Here is an 18,178-nt window from a genome sequence, read left to right on the forward strand (position 1 = left end):
CGGTCGGGCGGGGGCGGAGGTGGGCCGCGGGTCGGGCCCGACCGCACTGCGTTGGTGGTCTTGCTCTACCGCACTGCGTCGGCGACCGTGCTCCACCGCACTGCGTCGGCGACCGTGCTCTACCGCACTTCGTCGGCGGCCGCGACGACTGCCGCGACGCGGTCCTGGTCGACCGGATTGGTCGTCTCGCCGCCCTCCTTGAGCGCAGTGCCGACGACGACCCCATCTGCGACCGCGAGCAGGTCGGCGACGTTCTCCGCGGTCGCGCCGCTGCCGACGAGGACGGGCGCGTCGAGTCCTGCCTCGTCGCGGGCCGCCGCCACCGCGTCGAGGTGGCCCGAATCGACCTCGTGGCCGGTGCCCGCGCCGGAGACGATCACGCCCTCGGCGAGTCCGCGCTCGACCGGCTCGGCCACCGCTTCGGCGTCGAGCGGGCGGTCGGCGAGCCCCGCGGAGTGCTTCACGTCGAGGTCCGCGAGGACGCTGACCTCACTCCCGAGTCGGTCGCGCAGGCGCATCGTCTCGTGGGCCGCGCCTTCGACGATTCCCTGGTCGGTCACGCGTGCGCCCACGTGGACGTTCACGCGCACGAACGCCGCGTCGACTGCTGCAGCGACCGAGAGCGCGGCCGTCGCGTCGTTCCGGAGGACGTTGATCCCCAGCGGGAGATCGACCGACCCGCGGATCTCGGTCGCGACGCGGGTCATCGACGCGACCACGTGCTCGGGCACGTCGTCGGGGTAGAACGGCGCGTCTCCGAAGTTCTCGACCATCAGGGCGTCGACGCCCCCGGCTTCGAGTCGTCGGGCGTCGCGGACGGCGGCGTCTTGGACCGCTTCGAAGTCACCGGCGAACTTGGGTGCGCCCGGGAGGGGACCGAGGTGGACCATGCCGACCACGGGCTTCTCGGCGTCGATAGCGAGAGTCATGCCTCGGAGAAGGACGGGTCCGCGGTTAAACGGTTCGCTCGTGGCGCGGACGGCGCGAAGCCCCGTCAGCGCCGTCGGCAGACGACTACGCCGGCAGACAGTACTCGGCGGCGCTCACGATGGCGTCGACCGGTTGATAGATTATCTCGTGGACCGGCGGAAACGGCACCGGGACGCCCAGCAGGACGAGTCCGTGCGAGAGCGGCAGATAACCGAGGACGACGAACGCGACGCCGAGCGCGCGGTGGAGGCGGGTCCGCGTGGCCGCGCCCATCGACTCGAACAGAGTGCCGTAGACCAGCAGTGCCGGCACCGTCCCGACGCCCAGCGTCCCGAGCGCCAGCGCACCGCCGACCGGGTCTCCCCGCGCTAGCGCGTAGAGGTACGCAGGGTAGAGGAGCGGACACGGCAGGACACCGTGGACCGCCCCGAGCAACGCGATTCGCGGGCCGTCGACCCACCCGTCGATCCGGCCGGTGAGCGCGGCCGTCGCCCGGCCGAGGGTGGCCCCGAACCGCCCGCGTTCGAGTCTGCCCACGACGCCGCCGGTCGTGTCGCCTCGGGCGTACTGGACTCCGACCGCGACCACGAACAGCCCTACGACTACTCCGACCACCGCCCGGACCGCGTTGGCGGCCGAGGCGACGGCGGCCGCGTCGACCACGGCCGCGCCGAGCGCGCCCATCGCGCCGCCGATCAGGGCGTATGTCGCCGCGCGACCGAGGTTGAACAGCAACTGCTGGCGAACCCCGTAGAGGGTCACGGCCCGCTCGTCGGTGCCGCCGTCCATCCGGTCAGCGTACATCGACACCAGCGGCCCGCACATGCCCAGACAGTGTGCTCCCCCGAGGAGGCCGATAAGTAGGAACACGGAGAGTTCGACCCGCGGCGCGATCGCGAACGCTCCTCCCGACTGTAGCACGACGAGGCCCCCATTCAGTGCCAGGTCCGTTGCACCCCCGACCGGCGTCAAGTCCATCGTCCGTGTGCTGGTACCGGCGTCCCAAGTAGGGTGGGGCACGGTTCTCGAAAGCGAGACCGGGGTGGCGTCGGCGAGCAACAGACCGACCGTCAGGCGGCGTCTTCGAGCAGTTGGTCGACCAGTCGCATGAACCGGTCGACGAACCGGTCGGAGTACGACGGCGTGATTTCCGCCAGCAGGAGCGCGGTGTCCTCGGGGTCGGTCAGGTGGACGGTCACTCGCCCCGCGTCGTCGCGGCGCTTCTCGACCACCGACTGCTCGACGAGGTGGTCGAGGTGCCACTCCAGCGTGCTCCGGGCGACCCCGACGGCGTCGGCGAGGTCGGCCGGCGCTCGACCGTCGTCTTCGAGCAGTTCGACCAGCACGTTTCTGGCGGTCTCGCGGCGCAACAGCGCCAGTGCACCCCGCTCCCACTCGTCGTAGTCCGGCGAGTAGTAGTGGGAGCGACCGTACAGCGACTCCTCGACCACATCGTCCTCTCGGATGAGTCGGTAGACGTGGTGCTGGACCTGCCCTGATGCCATCTCCAGCTCGCGGACGAGTCCCTTGAAGTGGACGCCGGGGTTGTCGTCGATATGCGTTCTGATGCGTCGTCTCGTCTCGTTCATCTCTCGTCGATCTCCTCTATCGGTTCGTCGGCAGCGTCGTTCTCTTCGACCGAGACGTAGTAGATGGCACCCAGTATCAGCAGTACCGTCACCGCGTTCGAGAGGTAATCGAGTAGCTGGTAGGTGTCGCCGGCCAGCACGTCCAGGTACGTCAGCGTCGAGGCGAGCGTCTGGGCGGTGAACGCCACCAGCGCGAGAGTCACCAGCAGGTACGAGACCGACCGGCGTCGGTACAGCGCGACCGCGCCGACCCCCACCAGCAGTAGCGACCCGACGCTGGCGACCGGCAGTGCCACGAGGACGGGGACGTGCTGGACGCCGGGCGACCCGAGCGGCTGGTAGACGGGAGCCCGGAACAGGTACGGCACGTCGAAGCCGAGCAGTGACGTTCCCAACAGCAGGGTGTTGACACCGAGCAGGACGAACGCCACGCCAACCAGCCGATAGACGAAGGCGTGCCGACGCGGCGCCGCGGTCTGGTACAGCGTCCCGTACAGGAACATCGCGGGGAACGTCCCCGCTCCCAGCACGGCCAGCGCCAGCGCGCCGCCGACCGGGTCGCCGGTGGTGAACGCGTAGAGGAACGCGGGGTAGAGGAGCGGACACGGCAGGAAGCCGTGGACGAACCCGAGGACGAACGTCCGGTAGCCGCCGAGCCATCGGTCGAGTTCCGAGTGGACGCCTTCGCGTATTCGCCGGGTGATGCCGGCCAGCATCGGCACTTCACCCGAGAGGGCACCGCTGTGTCGGCCCGCGGCGTGGGCAGCGCCGGTCAGCACCACGAGCAGACCGGTCGCGATGCCGACGATCCCCCGGAGTTCACTTCCGAAGACGACGACCACGTCGGCGGTCCGGAATACGGTGCTGCCGAGCAGGCCGAACAGGCCGCCCAGCGTGGCGTAGATGGTGAGCCGTCCGAGATTGAACAGCGCGTGCTGGACCAGTAACTGCTCGGTCGACGCGCGGTCGGTCCGGTCCCGACGGGCGTTCTTCTCGGCGAGTCGCTCGGAGTAGACCGACACGAGCGGCCCACACATCGTGAGGCAGTGGCTCGTGCCGAACAGGCCGATGACGAAGAACAGACCCAGTTCGACCGGGGCTCCCACGGCGGCGTCGACGGACGGGAGAGGACTCACGGGAACGCGCTCACCCCGACGTTCCCACTCGGCGTCTTTAGGTTCCGCTTGGATTCTCACTTTCGAGAACCGTACTACAGGATTTACCCGCCTGCGGCACGTATCGATGCGGCTCTGGCGTTCGCCCCGACCGCTCCCGCGAAGCGTCTCGACCGCACGGTCAAGCGACGTACGCCCCTGGGCGCGGCCAAGCGACGTACGTCCTGCTGCGCGGACCGCGTCAGGCCACGCGCGTCCGGACGGTTTCGAGGTCGCGCTGGATGCGGTCGGCCTTCGGGTCGTCGCCGGAGTAGGCGCGCTCGACGTAGCCGTCCCGGTTGACGAGTACCACGAGCCCGAGGTGGTTGAACATGTACATGCTGCTGTCGGTCGCGCCCGTCTTCTCGAAGGCGACGCCGAACGTCTCCTGGACGACGCTCTTGGCGCGGTCCTCGGTCTCCGGCCGAAGGAAGAACCAGTTGTCGGCGTCGAGGTCGACGTTCATGGTCTCGGCGTACTCCCGAAGTCGGTCGGCCGTGTCGCGCTCCGGGTCGAACGTGACCGCCAGAACCGCGAGCTCGTCGCCGTACCCCCCCTCGACCGCCGCGGTCTTGACCGACCGGAGCGACGAGATGAGGAACGGACAGACCGTGTTGCAGTGGCTGTAGAAGAACGTCATCAGCACCTCCCGGTCGTCGAACGCGGTCGTGGTCACGTCCCGGCCGGCCACGGGGTCGGCCACCGTCACCTCGGGTAGTTCGTCGCCGTAGGTCGGATACGGCAGGGCCGAGCCGTCGACCTCCCGGTCGGGTTCGTCGAGGTAGGCGTTCGCGGAGCCGTCGCCCCCGAACGGGCCGACGTTCACGCCGAGACAGCCGGCGGTCGCGCCGATTCCCGAGAGCGCGGCGAGATATCGTCGTCGGTCCATGTCCGATGGAGGGGACTCCGGGGTAGAAAACACCGTAGTCCGATTCTCGAACGGGCGACCGTCGGAGCCGTCGTGATGGGGGTGCCCTACTCCCGGAGCCGTCCGGTCGCCAGTGCCAGCCCTCCAACCGTCCACGCGAGCAGGCTCGCGGCGTCGAGGGCGGGCGCGCCGGCCCGGACCGACGGCCCGGTCGCCGCTCCCAGCACGGTTTCGAGAACGAGTCCGCGGTAGGCGCTCGCCGGACTCACCGCCTGCAGCGCCACCACCGCGTCCGGCCCGAAAACGGCTCCCGACAGCGCGGCGAGGCTGCCGAGATCGGCCGCGACCGCGACCGGGACCCAGACGACCGCGACCAGCGCGACCGCGCTCCGGGGCCGGTCGGCCACCGCCGAGGTTGCCAGCGCGACCGACAGCACCGACAGCCCGAACAGGGTGGTGAGCGCGACGAACCGGGCGAACAGGAGCGGCGAGTCCGCACCCCGCTGTGCCGCGTACAGCGCCGACCCTGACCCGCCCGCGAGCCACGCCAGCAGGAGGCTTGGCGCGAGCGCGACCGCGACCCCGACCGCGAGCGCCACCCCGCGACCGAGGGCGGTGCCGGCCACGACCGACGCGTCGGACGGTGGGAGCGTATCGAGGACTGCGAGTTCGCCGCCCCGGCGGTCGTCGAGCAGGACGCGATAGCCCAGTGCGAACCCCAGCACCGGGACGAGAACCTCCGCGGGCGTCGACAGCGCAACGACGGTCGGGACGTACCCGTCGGACGCGCCAGCCGTCCACGCGAACGCGGTGAACGCGGCTGCCACGCCCGCGATGAGCGCGTGAAGCGCGGGCGTCCGCCGGACGCTCCGGAGTTCGCGGCGGGCGCGAGCGAGCGCGTGGCGCGCGTCGGTCGCGCGCGACCGACGCGCGCCGGCCTCGTGAGATCGACTCTCGTCTGCGGACTTCGCGCCGGTCATCGCGCGCCCTCCCGGACGGTCGTTCCCGAATCGGCCTCGACGGTCGACTCGTATCGCGCGGCCAGCCGTTCGACGTCGCGACCGTCGACGCGGACCCGTCCCCTGTCGAGCAGGACGACCCGGTCGGCGTCCCGCTCGACCGCCCGGAGGTCGTGGGTGGCCACCAGTACGGCGCGCCCGTCGTCGGCCAGCGCCGACCCCGCCTCGAACACCCGGCGGGTCATCGTCGGGTCGAGGCCGCTCGTGGGTTCGTCGAGCACGAGCAGGGCGGGGTCGCCCACGCTCGCCACGGCGAGGCCGAGCAGTCGCCGCATGCCGCCCGACAGCGCCCCGACCTGGCGGTCGGCCACGCCCGCCAGCCCCACGCGGTCGAGGAGTCGTTCGGGGTCCGGCCCGGCCTCGACCGCGGCCTCGAAGTACGCCACGGTCTCGGCGACGGTGAACTCCGCGCGGGGCGTGAACGCCTGCGGCAGATAGCCGACGCCGTGGCCCCGGTCGGGGTCGGGTCGGGCCACCTCGCCCTCGGCGGGCGTCTCCAGTCCGGCGGCGACCCGGAGCAGGGTCGACTTGCCGGCCCCGTTCGGGCCGACGACCGCCGTGAGATCGCCGACCGCGACGTCGAGGGAGAGGTCCGCGAGGACGGTCAGGTCGCCGTATCTGTGCGTCAGGTTCGAGGTCGACAGGGCGGTGTCACGTGGCATGTGTGGCCTCCGCTCGGCGGAGCAGGACGGGGTTGTGCGGGGTCGCGGACGGCGTTCGGTCGAGGACGCCCCGGTCGCGCATGCCGGGGACCGCGCCCCTGAGCGCGCGGAGCGAGACGGCGACCGGCGAGCGCGCGACCGCGAGCGCGCCGGGGCGACGCAGGTCGCGGTCGGCCGGACCGGTCGGTCGGTAGGGTCGGTCGAGGCCGCCGTCCTGACCGACCCCCACGGCGTCGTCCCAGTAGTTGCCCGACCCGTTCGCGGACCAGACCCGCAGTTGGCCCGCACCGTCCCGGACCGCCCGGGCGTTGTCCACGAAGTCGTTGCGCACGACCCGGTTCGAGGCGACGAACGAACTCGCTTCCGCGCCCACCTCGTTGCCGACGAGCGCGTTGTGCTCGTACAGCGAGGTCCGGGACCCGATTTTGAGTCCGACGCCGTTGTCCGCGAGGACGTTCCGGGCGACGTAGGAGTCGGCCCCGGCGGTCACGATGCCGTGGTTCGAGCGTCGAACGTCGTTGCCCACCACCGCGTTGTCGGCAGGCCGGGTCATTATCACGAGCCCGGTGTCGGCGTCCAGAACCCGGTTGCCGGCCAGCAGCGACCCGGAGGTGTACATCAGGTGGACGCCGAATCGGAGGTCCCGCATGGTCGAGTTCCGGACCACCAGACCGTCGGCGCGGTGGGCGTAGACGCCGTCCCGGCCGTCCACGAACGTCGAGTCCTGCACGACCACCGACGACCGCATCGCCATCACGCCCATGTACCCCTCCGTCTGGACCGGATTGCCGCGGACGGTGACGTTGGTCACGGCCGTCCGGTCGGCGTCGCGCACGAGGACGCCGTTCGAGGGCGTCTCGACCATGACGTCGTCCACGAGGACGCTCGAGACGTTCAGCACCGCGACTCCGGCGTCGCCCCGGCCGTAGGTGCGCTCGACCGACGAGTCCCAGCCGGTAGTCGTTGCGTCGGCGTCGATAGTCTGGGTGCCGACGCCCTCCACCGCGAGGTCGGTGACCGCGACTCGCGGCGCGTCGACGGACACGACGGTCCCGTCGCCGCCACCGTCGAAGACGGTCGCGTTCGGTCCCGCGCCCCGGAGCGTCAACGGCTTGTCGACGCGGACGCGGGTGCGGTAGACGCCGCCGGGGACGACGACCGTCGTATTCGGCGGGGCCTGCTCGACCGCGGCCGCGACGGTAGGTGCGTCCTCCCCGACGACGACCGAGACCGGCCGGTCGAGCAGGGGCCGAAGTGTTGCGACGGTCCGGTCGGCGGACGCGTGCCGCCGCTCGACCCGCGAGTCGTAATCGTACGATTCGCGCCCCGAGACCGTTTCGAGAACCGACCCCCAGTCACGGACCGTCCCGTCGACCTGCCGGGCGAACGACCGGGCCGCGGCCGGGTCGCCGAACGGGACGACCCGCGTCCCGTCTCCCGCCCGCGCGACCACGAAGCGGGCCTCCGCGGCGCGAACCCAGCCGGGATCGCCGCTCGCGTTCACGAACAAGCCGTCGGTGAGTCGGGGGTCGGTCCCCGCGAAGTCGCTCACGTAGACCGCGAGCGGCGGCCCGAACCGGGCGGTGTGGCCCGGTCGGCGACTCGTCTCCACGAACGACGCCACGCCGTAGTGGCCGACCACGCGGTCGTACTGGGCGTAGAAGACTTCGACCCTCGGAACGACGTGACCGCCAGACTGGGCAGTCCGGACCGTCTCGACCGGGAGACCGACCCTGACGGTGTGATCGAACGCCACCGGCTCCGGGGACGGCGTCGCGTCCACCGTGAACGGACCGACGTACGCGCCCGCGACGAGGACCACCAGCGCGGCGGCGACGCTTCGGCGCATCGTGTCCCGACCGTTCCGAGTCGAGCGCCTAAAGCGGGGTAGTACGTTCTTCGAACCCGGGAACCCGGGCGCGGCCCGTTCCCCGTTTCGAGTACCGTGCCATCCCACTCATTAACCCCCGCGGAGGAGTTGGGCGTATGCACGACGACGACACGCCCAACCGGGCTCTCGACCGCCGAACGGTACTGACCGCCGGGGCAGTCGCCCTCGGGACCGGACTGGCCGGCTGTGCCGGCGGCGACGGCACGGAAACCGAGACGGAGGCGTCCGAGACGACGACGGCAGGCGAGACGACGGAGAGCGGGACGACCACGGAAGACGAGACCACGACGGACGCCGAGACGACCACGGACGCCGAGACGGTCGCGCTCTCGGAGCCGGTCGAGCCGTCCGAGTCGGACGAGTGCGCGGTCTGTGGCATGACGGTCGCCAACTTCCCGGACTGGAACGGCCAACTCACGCTCGATTTCGACGGCGGGAAGCGCGCGTACGCCTGCTCGCCGGGGTGTCTGGTCACCCTCGCAGCGAAGCCGGGCACCTTCGTCGACGGCGCGACCGTCGAGGACATCGCGTCGGCGTGGGCGCACGACCGGGCGACGACCGACCTGATAGACGCGACGGCCGCGAGCTGGGTCCTCGACCCGAACGACGACCGGGCCGGCGGGCCGATGAGCGGAAACCCGCTCCCGTACGCCGAGGTCGCCGACGCCGACAGCTACGTCGGCGAGTACGACGACGTCACGAAACACGCCGTCGTGGGATTCGATGCGTTCGACCCGTCGCTGGCCAACACGTATCGCGGCCGATTCCTCCCGGACGTGAGCGGCCCGTCGGTCCTCGACGCCGTCGAGGTTCCCGAGGACGCGACCTGTCCGGTGTGCGGGATGAAATCGGCGCAGTTCCCCGACGGCAACGCGCAGGTCGCGTTCGAGGACGGCGGTCGGGAGTACCCCTGCTCGCCGGGGTGTCTCGGCGCGTTCTACGCCGACACCGCCACGTTCGCTGAGGGCCGCGAGCAGGACGGCATCGTCTCGACGTGGGTCCACGACTACGCCACCGACGAGTTGACCGACGCGCTCGAAGCGTGGTTCGTCCTCGAAACGAAGGGCGGGCGCGTCTCCGATTTGCCGATGATGTCCAATCCGGTCCCCTACGCCGAGCGGCCCGACGCCGAGAGCTACGTCGAGCAGTACGACGACCGCACGACCGACGACGTCGTGCGACTGACCGACTTCACGACCGAACTCGGCGAGCAGTACCGGGGCAAGCACTACTGACGCTTCCGCCCCGTCGTCGCTCCCCTCGGCTCCTGCCGACGGTCGCCCTCGGCTCGCGCCGCCGCGCTCGCTCGGTGGCGTCTACGTTTCTTACTCGCCCTCGTCCGCCTTCCCGTCTTCTTCGCCCACTGCCTCTTCGACCTCCAGATTTCGGAAGGCGTCGAGAATCACCTGCTTTGCCACGGCCCCGCGGGTCGTCCAGTGGTGGGCGTAGTCGAGCATGTCGTCGTAGATGCCCGGCTTGCAGCCCGCGGCCTTGGGATGGCCGCCGCCGTTGACCTGTCGTGCGACCTCGTGTGCGCGCTCGAAGTTGTCGGTGCCGCGGATCGAGGCGCTCCCGGAGGGTTTCACGACCACGGCGGCGTCGGTGCCCTGCTGGCGGAGCGCCTCGGCGACCTCGTTCTGGGAGCACCGGCCGTAGGTGACGCCGACCGTCCACGGGCCGACCTCCTCGATATCTGCGCGGGCGACCGCCTTCTCGATCAGCGCGTCCTTCTCGACGCGCATCTCGGCGAGGAACTCCTCGACGTCCTCGGGCAGGTCCGCGCCGTGCTCGGCGACGGCCTCGATGTACTCTTCGGGGTCGGCCCAGTAGGAGAAGTCCGCGAGGTCGTCGCTCCGCGGATCGTCGCGGATCCAGAGGTCGTGGTCGCGGGTGACGGCCGCGAGTTCGACGAGGTAGTCCGGGAAGTCGTACTCCAGCGCGCGGACCGCCACGTCGGCGGTACACTCCTCCTCGCTGTCGCCGACGACGAGGTCGACGCCCGCGTCGCGGACCGCGGCGGCCACCGGGTCGGCCCACTGGTGGTGGTCGAACCACCGGACCGCGTTCGCGCTCCCGACCAGCGATTCGAGGGCCTCGCCCACGTCGTCGTAGCTGTCGGGACAGAGGTCGCAGACGAACGCGGTCGCGCCGGGTTCGCCGTACTCGGCCACGCGTTCGAGCGCGTCGTCGAGGTCGTGGGGCCCGGCGGGGACGAGCGCGGCGTCGCCGTACGCCTCGCGGACGAGCGCGGTGCAGGCGAGGCCGTCGGCGTCGGGGTCGGCCACGATCACCACGTCCGCGCCGGTCAGCGCCGCCTCGACCTCGGCCTCCTCTTTCGCTTCCTCGACGGAATCCGGGACGAAGAAGCCCTCGCCCGGCAGGATTGACTTGCGCTCGAGGGAGAGATTGTCGTCGTCGATGACCCAGTCTTTCATGGGTTTCACTCCGGGTGCGGCGGGGAAGAATCCTCGGTTGTGAAACGGGATGGATACTTGCCGGACCGCGCTCGATGAAGCTTCCAGCAGGCTGCGCTCGATGCAACTTTCGACCCGGCGCGCGCTGGCGCGACCTCGTGTCGCGCCAAACCGTGCGAGGGACGAGGACCGCAGTGGAGCGTAGCGACCGAGGACCGCAGGAGGCTGGGGAGGCCTGAGGCTCGCGCTCGGTGGGACCGACCACCGAGTATCGGCCGGTGCAACGAATTCCGCCGGGTGGGACTGAAAGGGGCCGCCCGCTCGCGTTTACGTGGTCGCCTCCGGCGGCTCTATTCGGAGCGCCGAGCGAAGCGAGGCGCGAGAATATCCGCCGGAGCGACCGCGAGCGGGCGGGGGCTTTCAAAACGTTCCCGATCCTGGCTCTCGTCGTTAGGCCAAAATCGACTGAGATGCAAAGCGAGCGGGCGGGGGCTTTCTAAACAGTCTTCGCTCCGAACTTGCTATTCGCGCTTCAGAGAACCTCGATAGGAAACGAATCGCGGACGGACTCAAAAACGAGAATCCGACAGATTACGCGTCGTTTTCGAGTTGCCGAACCGTCAACACGGGAACCGGACACGACCGCACCACCCGTTCCGCGACGCTCCCGATGAGAAAGCGGTTCTCGCCGTGGCGACCCCGAGTGCCGGTGGCGACCGCGTCGGCGTCCTGCTCGCGGGCGTACTCGGTGATCTCGGCCGCCGGGCGACCTTCCCGGACCGCGGTGGTCACGCCCCGGTCGGCGTGCTCGCGCACGGCGGCGAGCGCGTCCTCGCCCTGCGACTCGAGTGCGTTCTGGAGTTCGTCGCGCAACTCCTCGGGCGAGGACTCGATCTCGCCGCGGTCGACCACGTAGAGGGCGTGGACCGAGGCATCGAACCGCCGGGCGAGGTCGAGCGCGACCCGCACAGCCCGCGTGACGCTTTCGGAGCCGTCCGTGGCGATGACGACGTTGTCTATCATGACCGCGTGTACTGTCGGACGCCTCTTAAATATCGGTGGGTCGTGTGGCGGTAGTGTTGCGATAGGCCTGTAGAGATAGTTTTGTGGTTTCGAAAGCTCGGACAGTTCGGCTCCCGCGACTCGCTGCGCGCTTCCCTCACTCGCTGCGCGCTTCCCTCACTCCCTGCGGTCGTTCGGCCCAGTGCGTGCGTCGTCGGGGTCGCCGAACTGCCCTCGCCCTTTCAGTCCTCCAGGACTATCGGTTGACTCACCCCGTGAAACAGGGGTGGTCGCGCGTATCTGAACATGGGTGGCGAGTCCACACGCGACGCCGGCCCCAACGACGGCGATCTCGACGCCAGTCCCGCGAAGCCGGCGAACCGGGAGGCTTAGAACGGCTAGTCTCCAACCACCGGACGAGAAATGCTCACTATCCGGAACGCGACGCTGGCCGACGGCCGCGAAGTCGACGTGCGCGTGGACACGGCCGCGGGTCGCATCGCCGCGGTCGGCTCGACGCTCACCGAGTCCGGCGAATCGCTGGACGCCGACGGAAAGCTCCTCCTGCCGGGGATGATCGACGCCCACGTTCACTTCCGCGAGCCCGGTTTCTCCCACAAGGAGACGTGGGAGACCGGTAGCCGGTCGGCCGCGGCGGGTGGGGTCACCACCGTCGTGGACCAGCCCAACACCGATCCACCGACCGTCGACGGCGAGGCGTTCGACCGGAAGGCCGACCGCGCGGAGTCCTCGTACGTCGACTACGGCATCAACGGCGGGGTCACCGAGGAGTGGGACTCCGAGGAGCTGTTCGACCGGCCGGTGCTCGCGCTCGGCGAGGTGTTCCTCGCGGACTCGACCGGCGAGATGGGCATCGAAGAAGAACTGTTCCGCGAGGCGGTCGAGCGCGCGACCGACGAGTACCGCGTGGTCACCGTCCACGCCGAGGACGCCGACCTGTTCTCGGAGGCCGCGACCGAACGGTCCGCGGACGACCGCGAGGCGCGTAGCGCCTCGGAACGGGCGAGCGAGCATCGCCCGCGAGCCGACGCGTGGAGCGCCTACCGGACCGCCGAGGCCGAGGTCGCGGCGGTCGAGCGCGCCTGCGAGATCGGCGACGAACTCGACGCCAGAATCCACGTCGCCCACACCAGCACGCCCCAAGGTGTCGACGTGGCAACCGCGGCCGACGCGACCTGCGAGGTGACGCCCCACCACCTGTTCCTGTCTCGCGAGGACTACGACGAACTGGGCACCTTCGGGCGGATGAACCCGCCGCTCCGGAGCGAGTCTCGCCGCGAGGCGCTCTTCGAGCGCGTGGCGGACGGCACCGTCGACATGGTCGCGACGGACCACGCGCCCCACACCCGCGAGGAGAAGGACGCCGGCATCTGGGACGCCCCGAGCGGCGTGCCCGGCGTCGAGACGGCGCTGCCGCTCCTGCTGGAGGAAGCCCGGACGGGTAACCTGAGCTACGAGCGCGTCCGCGACCTGACCGCGGCAAACCCCGCCGACGTGTTCGGGCTCACGCGGCGGGGCCGGGTCGAAGAGGGGCTGATGGCCGACCTCGTGCTGGTCGACCCCGACGACTCGCGGGAGATACGCGGCGAAGATCTCCACTCGAAGTGCGGCTGGACCCCGTTCGAGGGGATGGCGGGCGTGTTCCCCGAGCTGACGATGGTTCGCGGACAGGTCGTCTACGAGCGCGACGAGGACAGCGAGCGCTTCGGCGACCCGGTCGGCGAGAACGTCCGCGAGTGACGACTCTGCGCGGCCAGTGCGGTTCTCGTTCGACGAGTGGCGAGGACCGAATTCGATGCGTAGCAAGCGACGGCCCGTTCTCCCCTGTCAATTCTGGCTGTTTGAACAGGTATTACGGAGCTAGGGCTACGTTCGTAGCGATATCTCGACGAGGGGTGAATATATTGCCCGGAAACTCGGCGTTATGTGGTAACACTCCGTAGAACGCCCCGTCGGCACACCGCAGCCGACTGACGCACCGCCCGACGAAGACAGACCACCGGCCGACTCCGGGTGCTCGTCCGCAACTGGAGCCCACGGCGAGGTCTGACTCCCTCGCCGCCGTTCCGGCGGGACCGCGCGCTCTTCGTCCCGCCACTCCGTTTCGAGAAGTCCTGTCCTATCCTATCGTACCGTTGCGAGCGAACGCTATCCTGCGACGCCGTCGCGAACGATCGGCGCGATTGCGTACCCGACCGCGGCGACTGCAAGGATAGCGGCGAACGCTCGCCCCGGCTCCTGAGAAGCCTGCCAGACCACGAACGCGAGCCCGATGCCGACGGCGATTGCTTGTCGCGTAACCTCGTTCATGCCCGCCGATAGCCGGCGCGCTCACTTAAATTAGCGCGGTCAGACCACCGCTCCGACCACCGCGGTCGTCAGGCTCGCCCCGACCATGCCGCCAGCCCCGACGCTGCCGAGGACCATCATCGCGCGCCGGGAGTCGGCCTCCGACCAGTCCGAGCGCCCGCCGATGTACCGCTGGAAGTTCTCGATGCCCCGGCCCGCGAACACCGACCCGGACCAACCGAGTATCGAGAAGCCGAAGACGAGTGCGGCGACCGCGAACACCTTCTCGCTGGCGAACCGGACCGATTCACCCGAGAGGACGACCAACGGGACCGCAACCCCGGCGAGGACAGCGCCGAGCGCGAGCGCGCGGCCGATCAGCATTGCATAATCGCGGAGCGTCGGCGACGATTCGTCCGCCGAGTCCGACGCCATCGGTCAGTCCACGGTCTCGCGCATCCGCGGGTCGAGCGCGTCGCGCATCCCGTCGCCAAGCAGGTTGAACCCGAGGACGGTGATGGCGAGGAACAGTCCCGGGAAGAACGACCACCACCAGTCGCCGGTCAGCAGGCCCAGCTCGACGCCGTTGGCCAGCATCAGGCCCCACTCGGGCGTCCCGGCCTCGGAGCCGAACCCGAGGAAGGAGAGAGCCGCGATGTCGATGATGGCGAGGCCGAAGTTGAGCGTCGACTGGACCGTGATGGGCGCGAGGCAGTTCGGCAGGATGTGGCGCACCAGCACCCGGGGGTCTTTCGCCCCGAGCGCCTCGGTGGCCTCGATGTACTCGTCTTCGAGCACCTTCAGCGCCGCCCCGCGGACGACGCGGGCGAATCGCGGGGTGTAGACGAGCGTGAGCGCGATGACCACCTTCCAGAGACCGCTTCCGAAGATGGCGACCAGCGCGAGCGCGAGCAGGAGGCTCGGGAACGCCAACAGTACGTCCATCGTCCGCATGATGACGTTGTCGGTGATGTCGCCGTAGTACGCCGCGATGATGCCGAGGCCGACCCCCAGCACCGTCGAGGCCGCGACCGTGATGGTACCGAACTTGAGCGCGATCCACGCGCCGTACAGCACGCGCCGGAAGATGTCGCGCGACTGGATGTCGGTCCCGAACGGGTACGCCCACGTGCCGTAGTCGGTGACGACCTGCGCCTCCTTCGGGCCGAGCCAGCTCGGCGGCGCGACGTTGGGGTTCGTGCCAATCTGGCTGGTGGTGACCGACTGGAGGTCGATGAACAGCCGTGCGTACAGGCCGATGGCCAACATGCCGAAGATGATGGCCAGCCCCGCGACGGCGAGTCGATTCGACAGCAGTTGCGAGAGGAACGGTGAGGCCCGGAGTCGCTCGACGACGCCGCGGTCCCCCACGTCCTCGGTTTCAGTTTGCGTGCTCATTGTTCGATCCTCGGGTCGAGGTAGGAGTAGGTGATGTCCACGAGCAGGTTCACCATCGTGAACAGGAACGCGAACGTCAGCACGGTGCCCTGCACGATGGGGTAGTCGCCGACCTGAATCGCGCGCACCAGCAACGTGCCGATGCCCGCGATGCCGAAGACGGTCTCGGTCAGCACCGCGCCGCCCAGCAGGGAGCCGAACTGGATGCCGATAACCGTCACGACCGGGATGAGTGCGTTCTGGAAGCCGTGTTTCATCACGGTGATCTTCGAACCCTGACCCTTCGCGCGGGCGGTCCGCATGTAGTCCTGGCGGATGACCTCCAGCATCGACGACCGCATCATCCGCGAGATGAGTGCCATCGAATAGATGCCGATGACCAGCGACGGGAGCAACAGATGCATCGCGGCCGACTGGAACGCCGCGAAGTTGCCGCTAATGAGCGTGTCGAAGGTGATCACGCCGGTTATCGGTTCGATGCTGAACTCCGAGGCGATGCGACCGCTCGCCGGGAACCAGCCCAGCACCTGCGCGAACAGCAGGATGACGAGCGGGCCGCTCCAGTAGATGGGGACCGAGATACCCGTCAGCGCGCCGATTCGGGTCACGTGGTCGCTCACCGCGTCCTGTTTGACCGCGCCGAGCAGTCCGGCCGGAATGCCCAGCAGGATGCCGAACAACTGTCCGTAGATGGCCATCTCCAGCGTGACCGGCAGCTTGTACCGGAGCACCTCCGTGACAGGCTGGCCGCGCTGGATCTGGTAAGACTGGCCGAAGTCGAGCTGAACCGCCTCGAAGAGGAAGCGGCCGTACTGCACCCAGATGGGGTCGTTCAGACCGAGCTCCGTCCGAATCTGGCGGACGAACTCCTCGGACGCCCGCTGGCCCGCGATGACCCGCGCGGGGTCGCCCGGCGAGAGGTGCAGGATGGCGAAGACGAACGTCGCCACCCCGAACAGCACCGGGACGAGGAGCAGTAGCCGCTTTATCACAAACCGCTTGGAAATCATTCACTCGGGGAAAGAATTGCGAGGGACAAAAAAGACTCGCTACCGCGGCGCCGTCACCGCGGTCGGGCGTCGCCGTTCAGTCGGCACCGAGCACCACTGGTTCGGGCCGATCTCACTCGTTCAGCGAGACGACGTTGAGGAACGGCCCGGCGATGGGCGCGATCTTGAAGCCTTCGACGTGGTTGCCGACGCCGCGGAGCGCCTTGGCGTGGTTCATGGCGACCCACGGGACTTCCTCGTGGAAGATCTCGGCGGCCTGTTCGTACTTGGGCGCGCGCGCGCTCTCTTCGTAGCTCGTCTGGGCCTCCTCGACGAGGTTCATGTACTCGGTGTTGGCCCACGCGGCCGCGTCGAGCGTGTTGATGCCGTCGTGGTTGTCCGGGTCGATCCAGTCCTGCCCGTCGGGCACGGCGTCGGTCGAGACGCCGGGGTGGAGCAGTGCGTAGTGGAAGTTGTCCGGGTCGGCGTTGTCGGTCATCCAGCCGAGGAAGCACGCGTCGTGCTTGTACGTGTCCGTGTACTCGAGGAACGGGTCGAACGGCTGCTGGTTGATGTTGACCGTGATGCCGACCTCGTTGAGGTTGGACTTGACCGTCTGGGCGGCCTGGATGGGCGAGGGGTTGTAGGTGCGGGGGTTCTTGAAGGTGGCGAGCTCGAACTCGAAGCCGTCGCCGTAGCCCGCCTCTTCGAGCAGCGACTGGGCCTGCTCGGTGTCGTACGGGTACGGGTCGAGACTGTCGTTGTACCCCATCACGCTCTCGGGGATGGGCTGGCTCGCCTCCGAGGCGATGCCCTGGAAGATGGTGTCGACGATGGCCTTCGTGTTGATGGCGTAGTTGACCGCCTGCCGGACCTTCTTGTTGCGGAACGGCTCGAACCGCGCCATGTTGAACGCCATGTAGCCGACGTTGATGCCGGGCATCGAGACGAGTTCGGCGTTGTTCGACTCCTCGACGATCTGCGAGGAGCCCGCACCGAGGCCGTCGATGATGTCCGCGCCGCCCGAGTCGAGCGTCTGGGCGCGCGAGTTGTTCTTGCCGACGACCGTGAACACGACCTCGTCGACCTTCGGGACTTCGCCCCAGTAGTCGTCGTTGGCCGACAGTCGGATGCGCTCGTTACCCTGATCCCAGTTGTCGAGTTCGAACGGGCCGGTCCCGACCGCGTTCTCGTTGAGGGTGTCGCCGTACTCCTGGATGGCGGCCTCCGAGTGGACTCGCGAGCAGAACATCGCGAGGTTCGGGATCATCGGAGCGTACGGCTTCGCCAGCGTGATCTCGAGCCCGTAGTCGCCCGTCTTCTCGACCGAGTCGATGGTGCCCAGCGAGTACGAACCGTACGCCGACACGTAGTCGTCGCCGGGGTAGTACTCGTGGTCGGGATTGGTGAACCGCTCGTAGGTCGCCACGTAGTCGTCGGCGGTGAACTCCTCGCCGTTGTGGAACTGGACGCCCTCCCGGAGCGTCATCGTGATGGTCGACCCGTCGACGTTGTACTCGGTGGCCAGTCCGGAGACGATGGACGTCGTGCCCGGATCGAACTGGACGAGGCCGTTGTAGATCTGGTTGGTGACCTTCGCGACCTCGCCGCTGGTGGTGCTCTGGAAGTCGAGCGACCCCGAGGAACTCCCGCGGGCGTACGTGAGGGTCGTCCCGCCGCTCTCGGAATCGTCCTCGGCGGTCGTCTCCTCGCCGCCCATCTCCTCGGTGGTGTCGTCGCCACCGCTCTCCTCGGTCGTGTCTGTCGACTCCTGGGTATCGTCGCCGGTACATCCGGCCAACGTGGCCGCGGCCGCCGCACCGCCAGCCGCCTTCAGGAAGCTACGCCGCTTGAGACTGTCGTCTGGCGCCATAGGCCATGTTCCTCGGACCTCCCACATAAGTATGCCGAACCTAAACCAGACCAAAATAAAACGATAACTCGATATTGAG

The 18,178-nt window shown here is 69.1% G+C and carries 17 protein-coding genes; 2 read left to right on the forward strand and 15 right to left on the reverse strand.

The genetic code is table 11. The features are described 5' to 3' along the window. Window positions 1-119: 119 nt before the first annotated feature. The 8 genes from DPQ64_RS00815 to DPQ64_RS00850 all read right to left on the reverse strand — a co-directional run bounded on the left by DPQ64_RS00815 (window position 120) and on the right by DPQ64_RS00850 (window position 8,071). Window positions 120-929: a BtpA/SgcQ family protein gene (locus DPQ64_RS00815; RefSeq protein WP_115862463.1), complete on the reverse strand. Its 810-nt coding sequence runs from the start codon at window positions 927-929 to the stop codon at window positions 120-122. An 85-nt stretch (window positions 930-1,014) separates the two neighbouring features. Continuing rightward, window positions 1,015-1,908: a sulfite exporter TauE/SafE family protein gene (locus tag DPQ64_RS00820; RefSeq protein ID WP_115862464.1), complete on the reverse strand. Its 894-nt coding sequence runs from the start codon at window positions 1,906-1,908 to the stop codon at window positions 1,015-1,017. A gap of 92 nt (window positions 1,909-2,000) precedes the next feature. Beyond that, on the reverse strand, window positions 2,001-2,519 hold the full coding sequence (locus DPQ64_RS00825) for a winged helix-turn-helix transcriptional regulator (protein ID WP_115862465.1): 519 nt from the start codon (window positions 2,517-2,519) through the stop codon (window positions 2,001-2,003). Continuing rightward, a complete protein-coding gene (locus DPQ64_RS00830) occupies window positions 2,516-3,655 on the reverse strand; it encodes a sulfite exporter TauE/SafE family protein (RefSeq protein ID WP_157971537.1) in 1,140 nt (379 codons plus the stop codon). The genes DPQ64_RS00825 and DPQ64_RS00830 overlap by 4 nt, the downstream gene beginning before the upstream one ends. A 220-nt stretch (window positions 3,656-3,875) precedes the next feature. After that, on the reverse strand, window positions 3,876-4,562 hold the full coding sequence (locus tag DPQ64_RS00835) for an SCO family protein (protein ID WP_115862467.1): 687 nt from the start codon (window positions 4,560-4,562) through the stop codon (window positions 3,876-3,878). Between the two features lie 86 nt (window positions 4,563-4,648). Beyond that, window positions 4,649-5,521: an ABC transporter permease gene (locus DPQ64_RS00840; protein WP_115862468.1), complete on the reverse strand. Its 873-nt coding sequence runs from the start codon at window positions 5,519-5,521 to the stop codon at window positions 4,649-4,651. Continuing rightward, window positions 5,518-6,222, reverse strand: coding sequence for an ABC transporter ATP-binding protein (locus tag DPQ64_RS00845; protein WP_115862469.1), 705 nt, complete (start codon window positions 6,220-6,222; stop codon window positions 5,518-5,520). Before DPQ64_RS00845 ends, DPQ64_RS00840 begins: the two co-directional genes overlap by 4 nt. After that, on the reverse strand, window positions 6,212-8,071 hold the full coding sequence (locus DPQ64_RS00850; protein ID WP_115862470.1) for a NosD domain-containing protein: 1,860 nt from the start codon (window positions 8,069-8,071) through the stop codon (window positions 6,212-6,214). The genes DPQ64_RS00845 and DPQ64_RS00850 overlap by 11 nt, the downstream gene beginning before the upstream one ends. A gap of 137 nt (window positions 8,072-8,208) precedes the next feature. Here DPQ64_RS00850 and DPQ64_RS00855 point away from each other — a divergent pair, with 137 nt between their 5' ends. After that, window positions 8,209-9,348: a nitrous oxide reductase accessory protein NosL gene (locus tag DPQ64_RS00855; protein WP_115862471.1), complete on the forward strand. Its 1,140-nt coding sequence runs from the start codon at window positions 8,209-8,211 to the stop codon at window positions 9,346-9,348. 90 nt (window positions 9,349-9,438) lie between these two features. Here the strand turns inward: DPQ64_RS00855 and DPQ64_RS00860 are convergent, their stop codons facing one another. Together DPQ64_RS00860 and DPQ64_RS00865 are read right to left on the reverse strand one after the other, a co-directional pair. Then, the gene (locus DPQ64_RS00860; RefSeq protein WP_115862472.1) at window positions 9,439-10,548 is read right to left on the reverse strand and encodes a DHH family phosphoesterase; all 1,110 of its coding nucleotides are present in this window, start codon (window positions 10,546-10,548) and stop codon (window positions 9,439-9,441) included. 570 nt (window positions 10,549-11,118) lie between these two features. Next, window positions 11,119-11,550 carry a universal stress protein gene (locus DPQ64_RS00865; RefSeq protein ID WP_115862473.1) on the reverse strand — a complete coding sequence of 144 codons (432 nt, stop codon included), beginning with the start codon at window positions 11,548-11,550 and terminating at the stop codon, window positions 11,119-11,121. Window positions 11,551-11,952: 402 nt separating this feature from the next. Here DPQ64_RS00865 and DPQ64_RS00870 point away from each other — a divergent pair, with 402 nt between their 5' ends. Beyond that, window positions 11,953-13,290, forward strand: a complete 1,338-nt coding sequence (locus tag DPQ64_RS00870) for a dihydroorotase (RefSeq protein ID WP_115862474.1) — start codon at window positions 11,953-11,955, stop codon at window positions 13,288-13,290. Between the two features lie 408 nt (window positions 13,291-13,698). Here DPQ64_RS00870 and DPQ64_RS18470 read toward each other — a convergent pair whose 3' ends face one another. From DPQ64_RS18470 to DPQ64_RS00890, 5 genes are all read right to left on the reverse strand, one after another. Next, the gene (locus DPQ64_RS18470) at window positions 13,699-13,860 is read right to left on the reverse strand and encodes a hypothetical protein (protein WP_157971538.1); all 162 of its coding nucleotides are present in this window, start codon (window positions 13,858-13,860) and stop codon (window positions 13,699-13,701) included. 39 nt (window positions 13,861-13,899) lie between these two features. Continuing rightward, the gene (locus DPQ64_RS00875; protein ID WP_115862475.1) at window positions 13,900-14,274 is read right to left on the reverse strand and encodes a DUF7268 family protein; all 375 of its coding nucleotides are present in this window, start codon (window positions 14,272-14,274) and stop codon (window positions 13,900-13,902) included. Window positions 14,275-14,277: 3 nt separating this feature from the next. Beyond that, on the reverse strand, window positions 14,278-15,237 hold the full coding sequence (locus DPQ64_RS00880) for an ABC transporter permease (RefSeq protein WP_115862476.1): 960 nt from the start codon (window positions 15,235-15,237) through the stop codon (window positions 14,278-14,280). Further along, the gene (locus DPQ64_RS00885; protein WP_115862477.1) at window positions 15,234-16,247 is read right to left on the reverse strand and encodes an ABC transporter permease; all 1,014 of its coding nucleotides are present in this window, start codon (window positions 16,245-16,247) and stop codon (window positions 15,234-15,236) included. Before DPQ64_RS00885 ends, DPQ64_RS00880 begins: the two co-directional genes overlap by 4 nt. Window positions 16,248-16,359: 112 nt before the next feature. Continuing rightward, entirely contained in the window at window positions 16,360-18,099 is a 1,740-nt protein-coding gene (locus DPQ64_RS00890; RefSeq protein WP_115862478.1) for an ABC transporter substrate-binding protein, read from the reverse strand. Window positions 18,100-18,178 lie beyond the last annotated feature (79 nt).

This window comes from Halorussus litoreus (assembly GCF_003382685.1).
In the GTDB taxonomy this organism is placed as follows: Archaea; Halobacteriota; Halobacteria; order Halobacteriales; family Haladaptataceae; genus Halorussus; species Halorussus litoreus.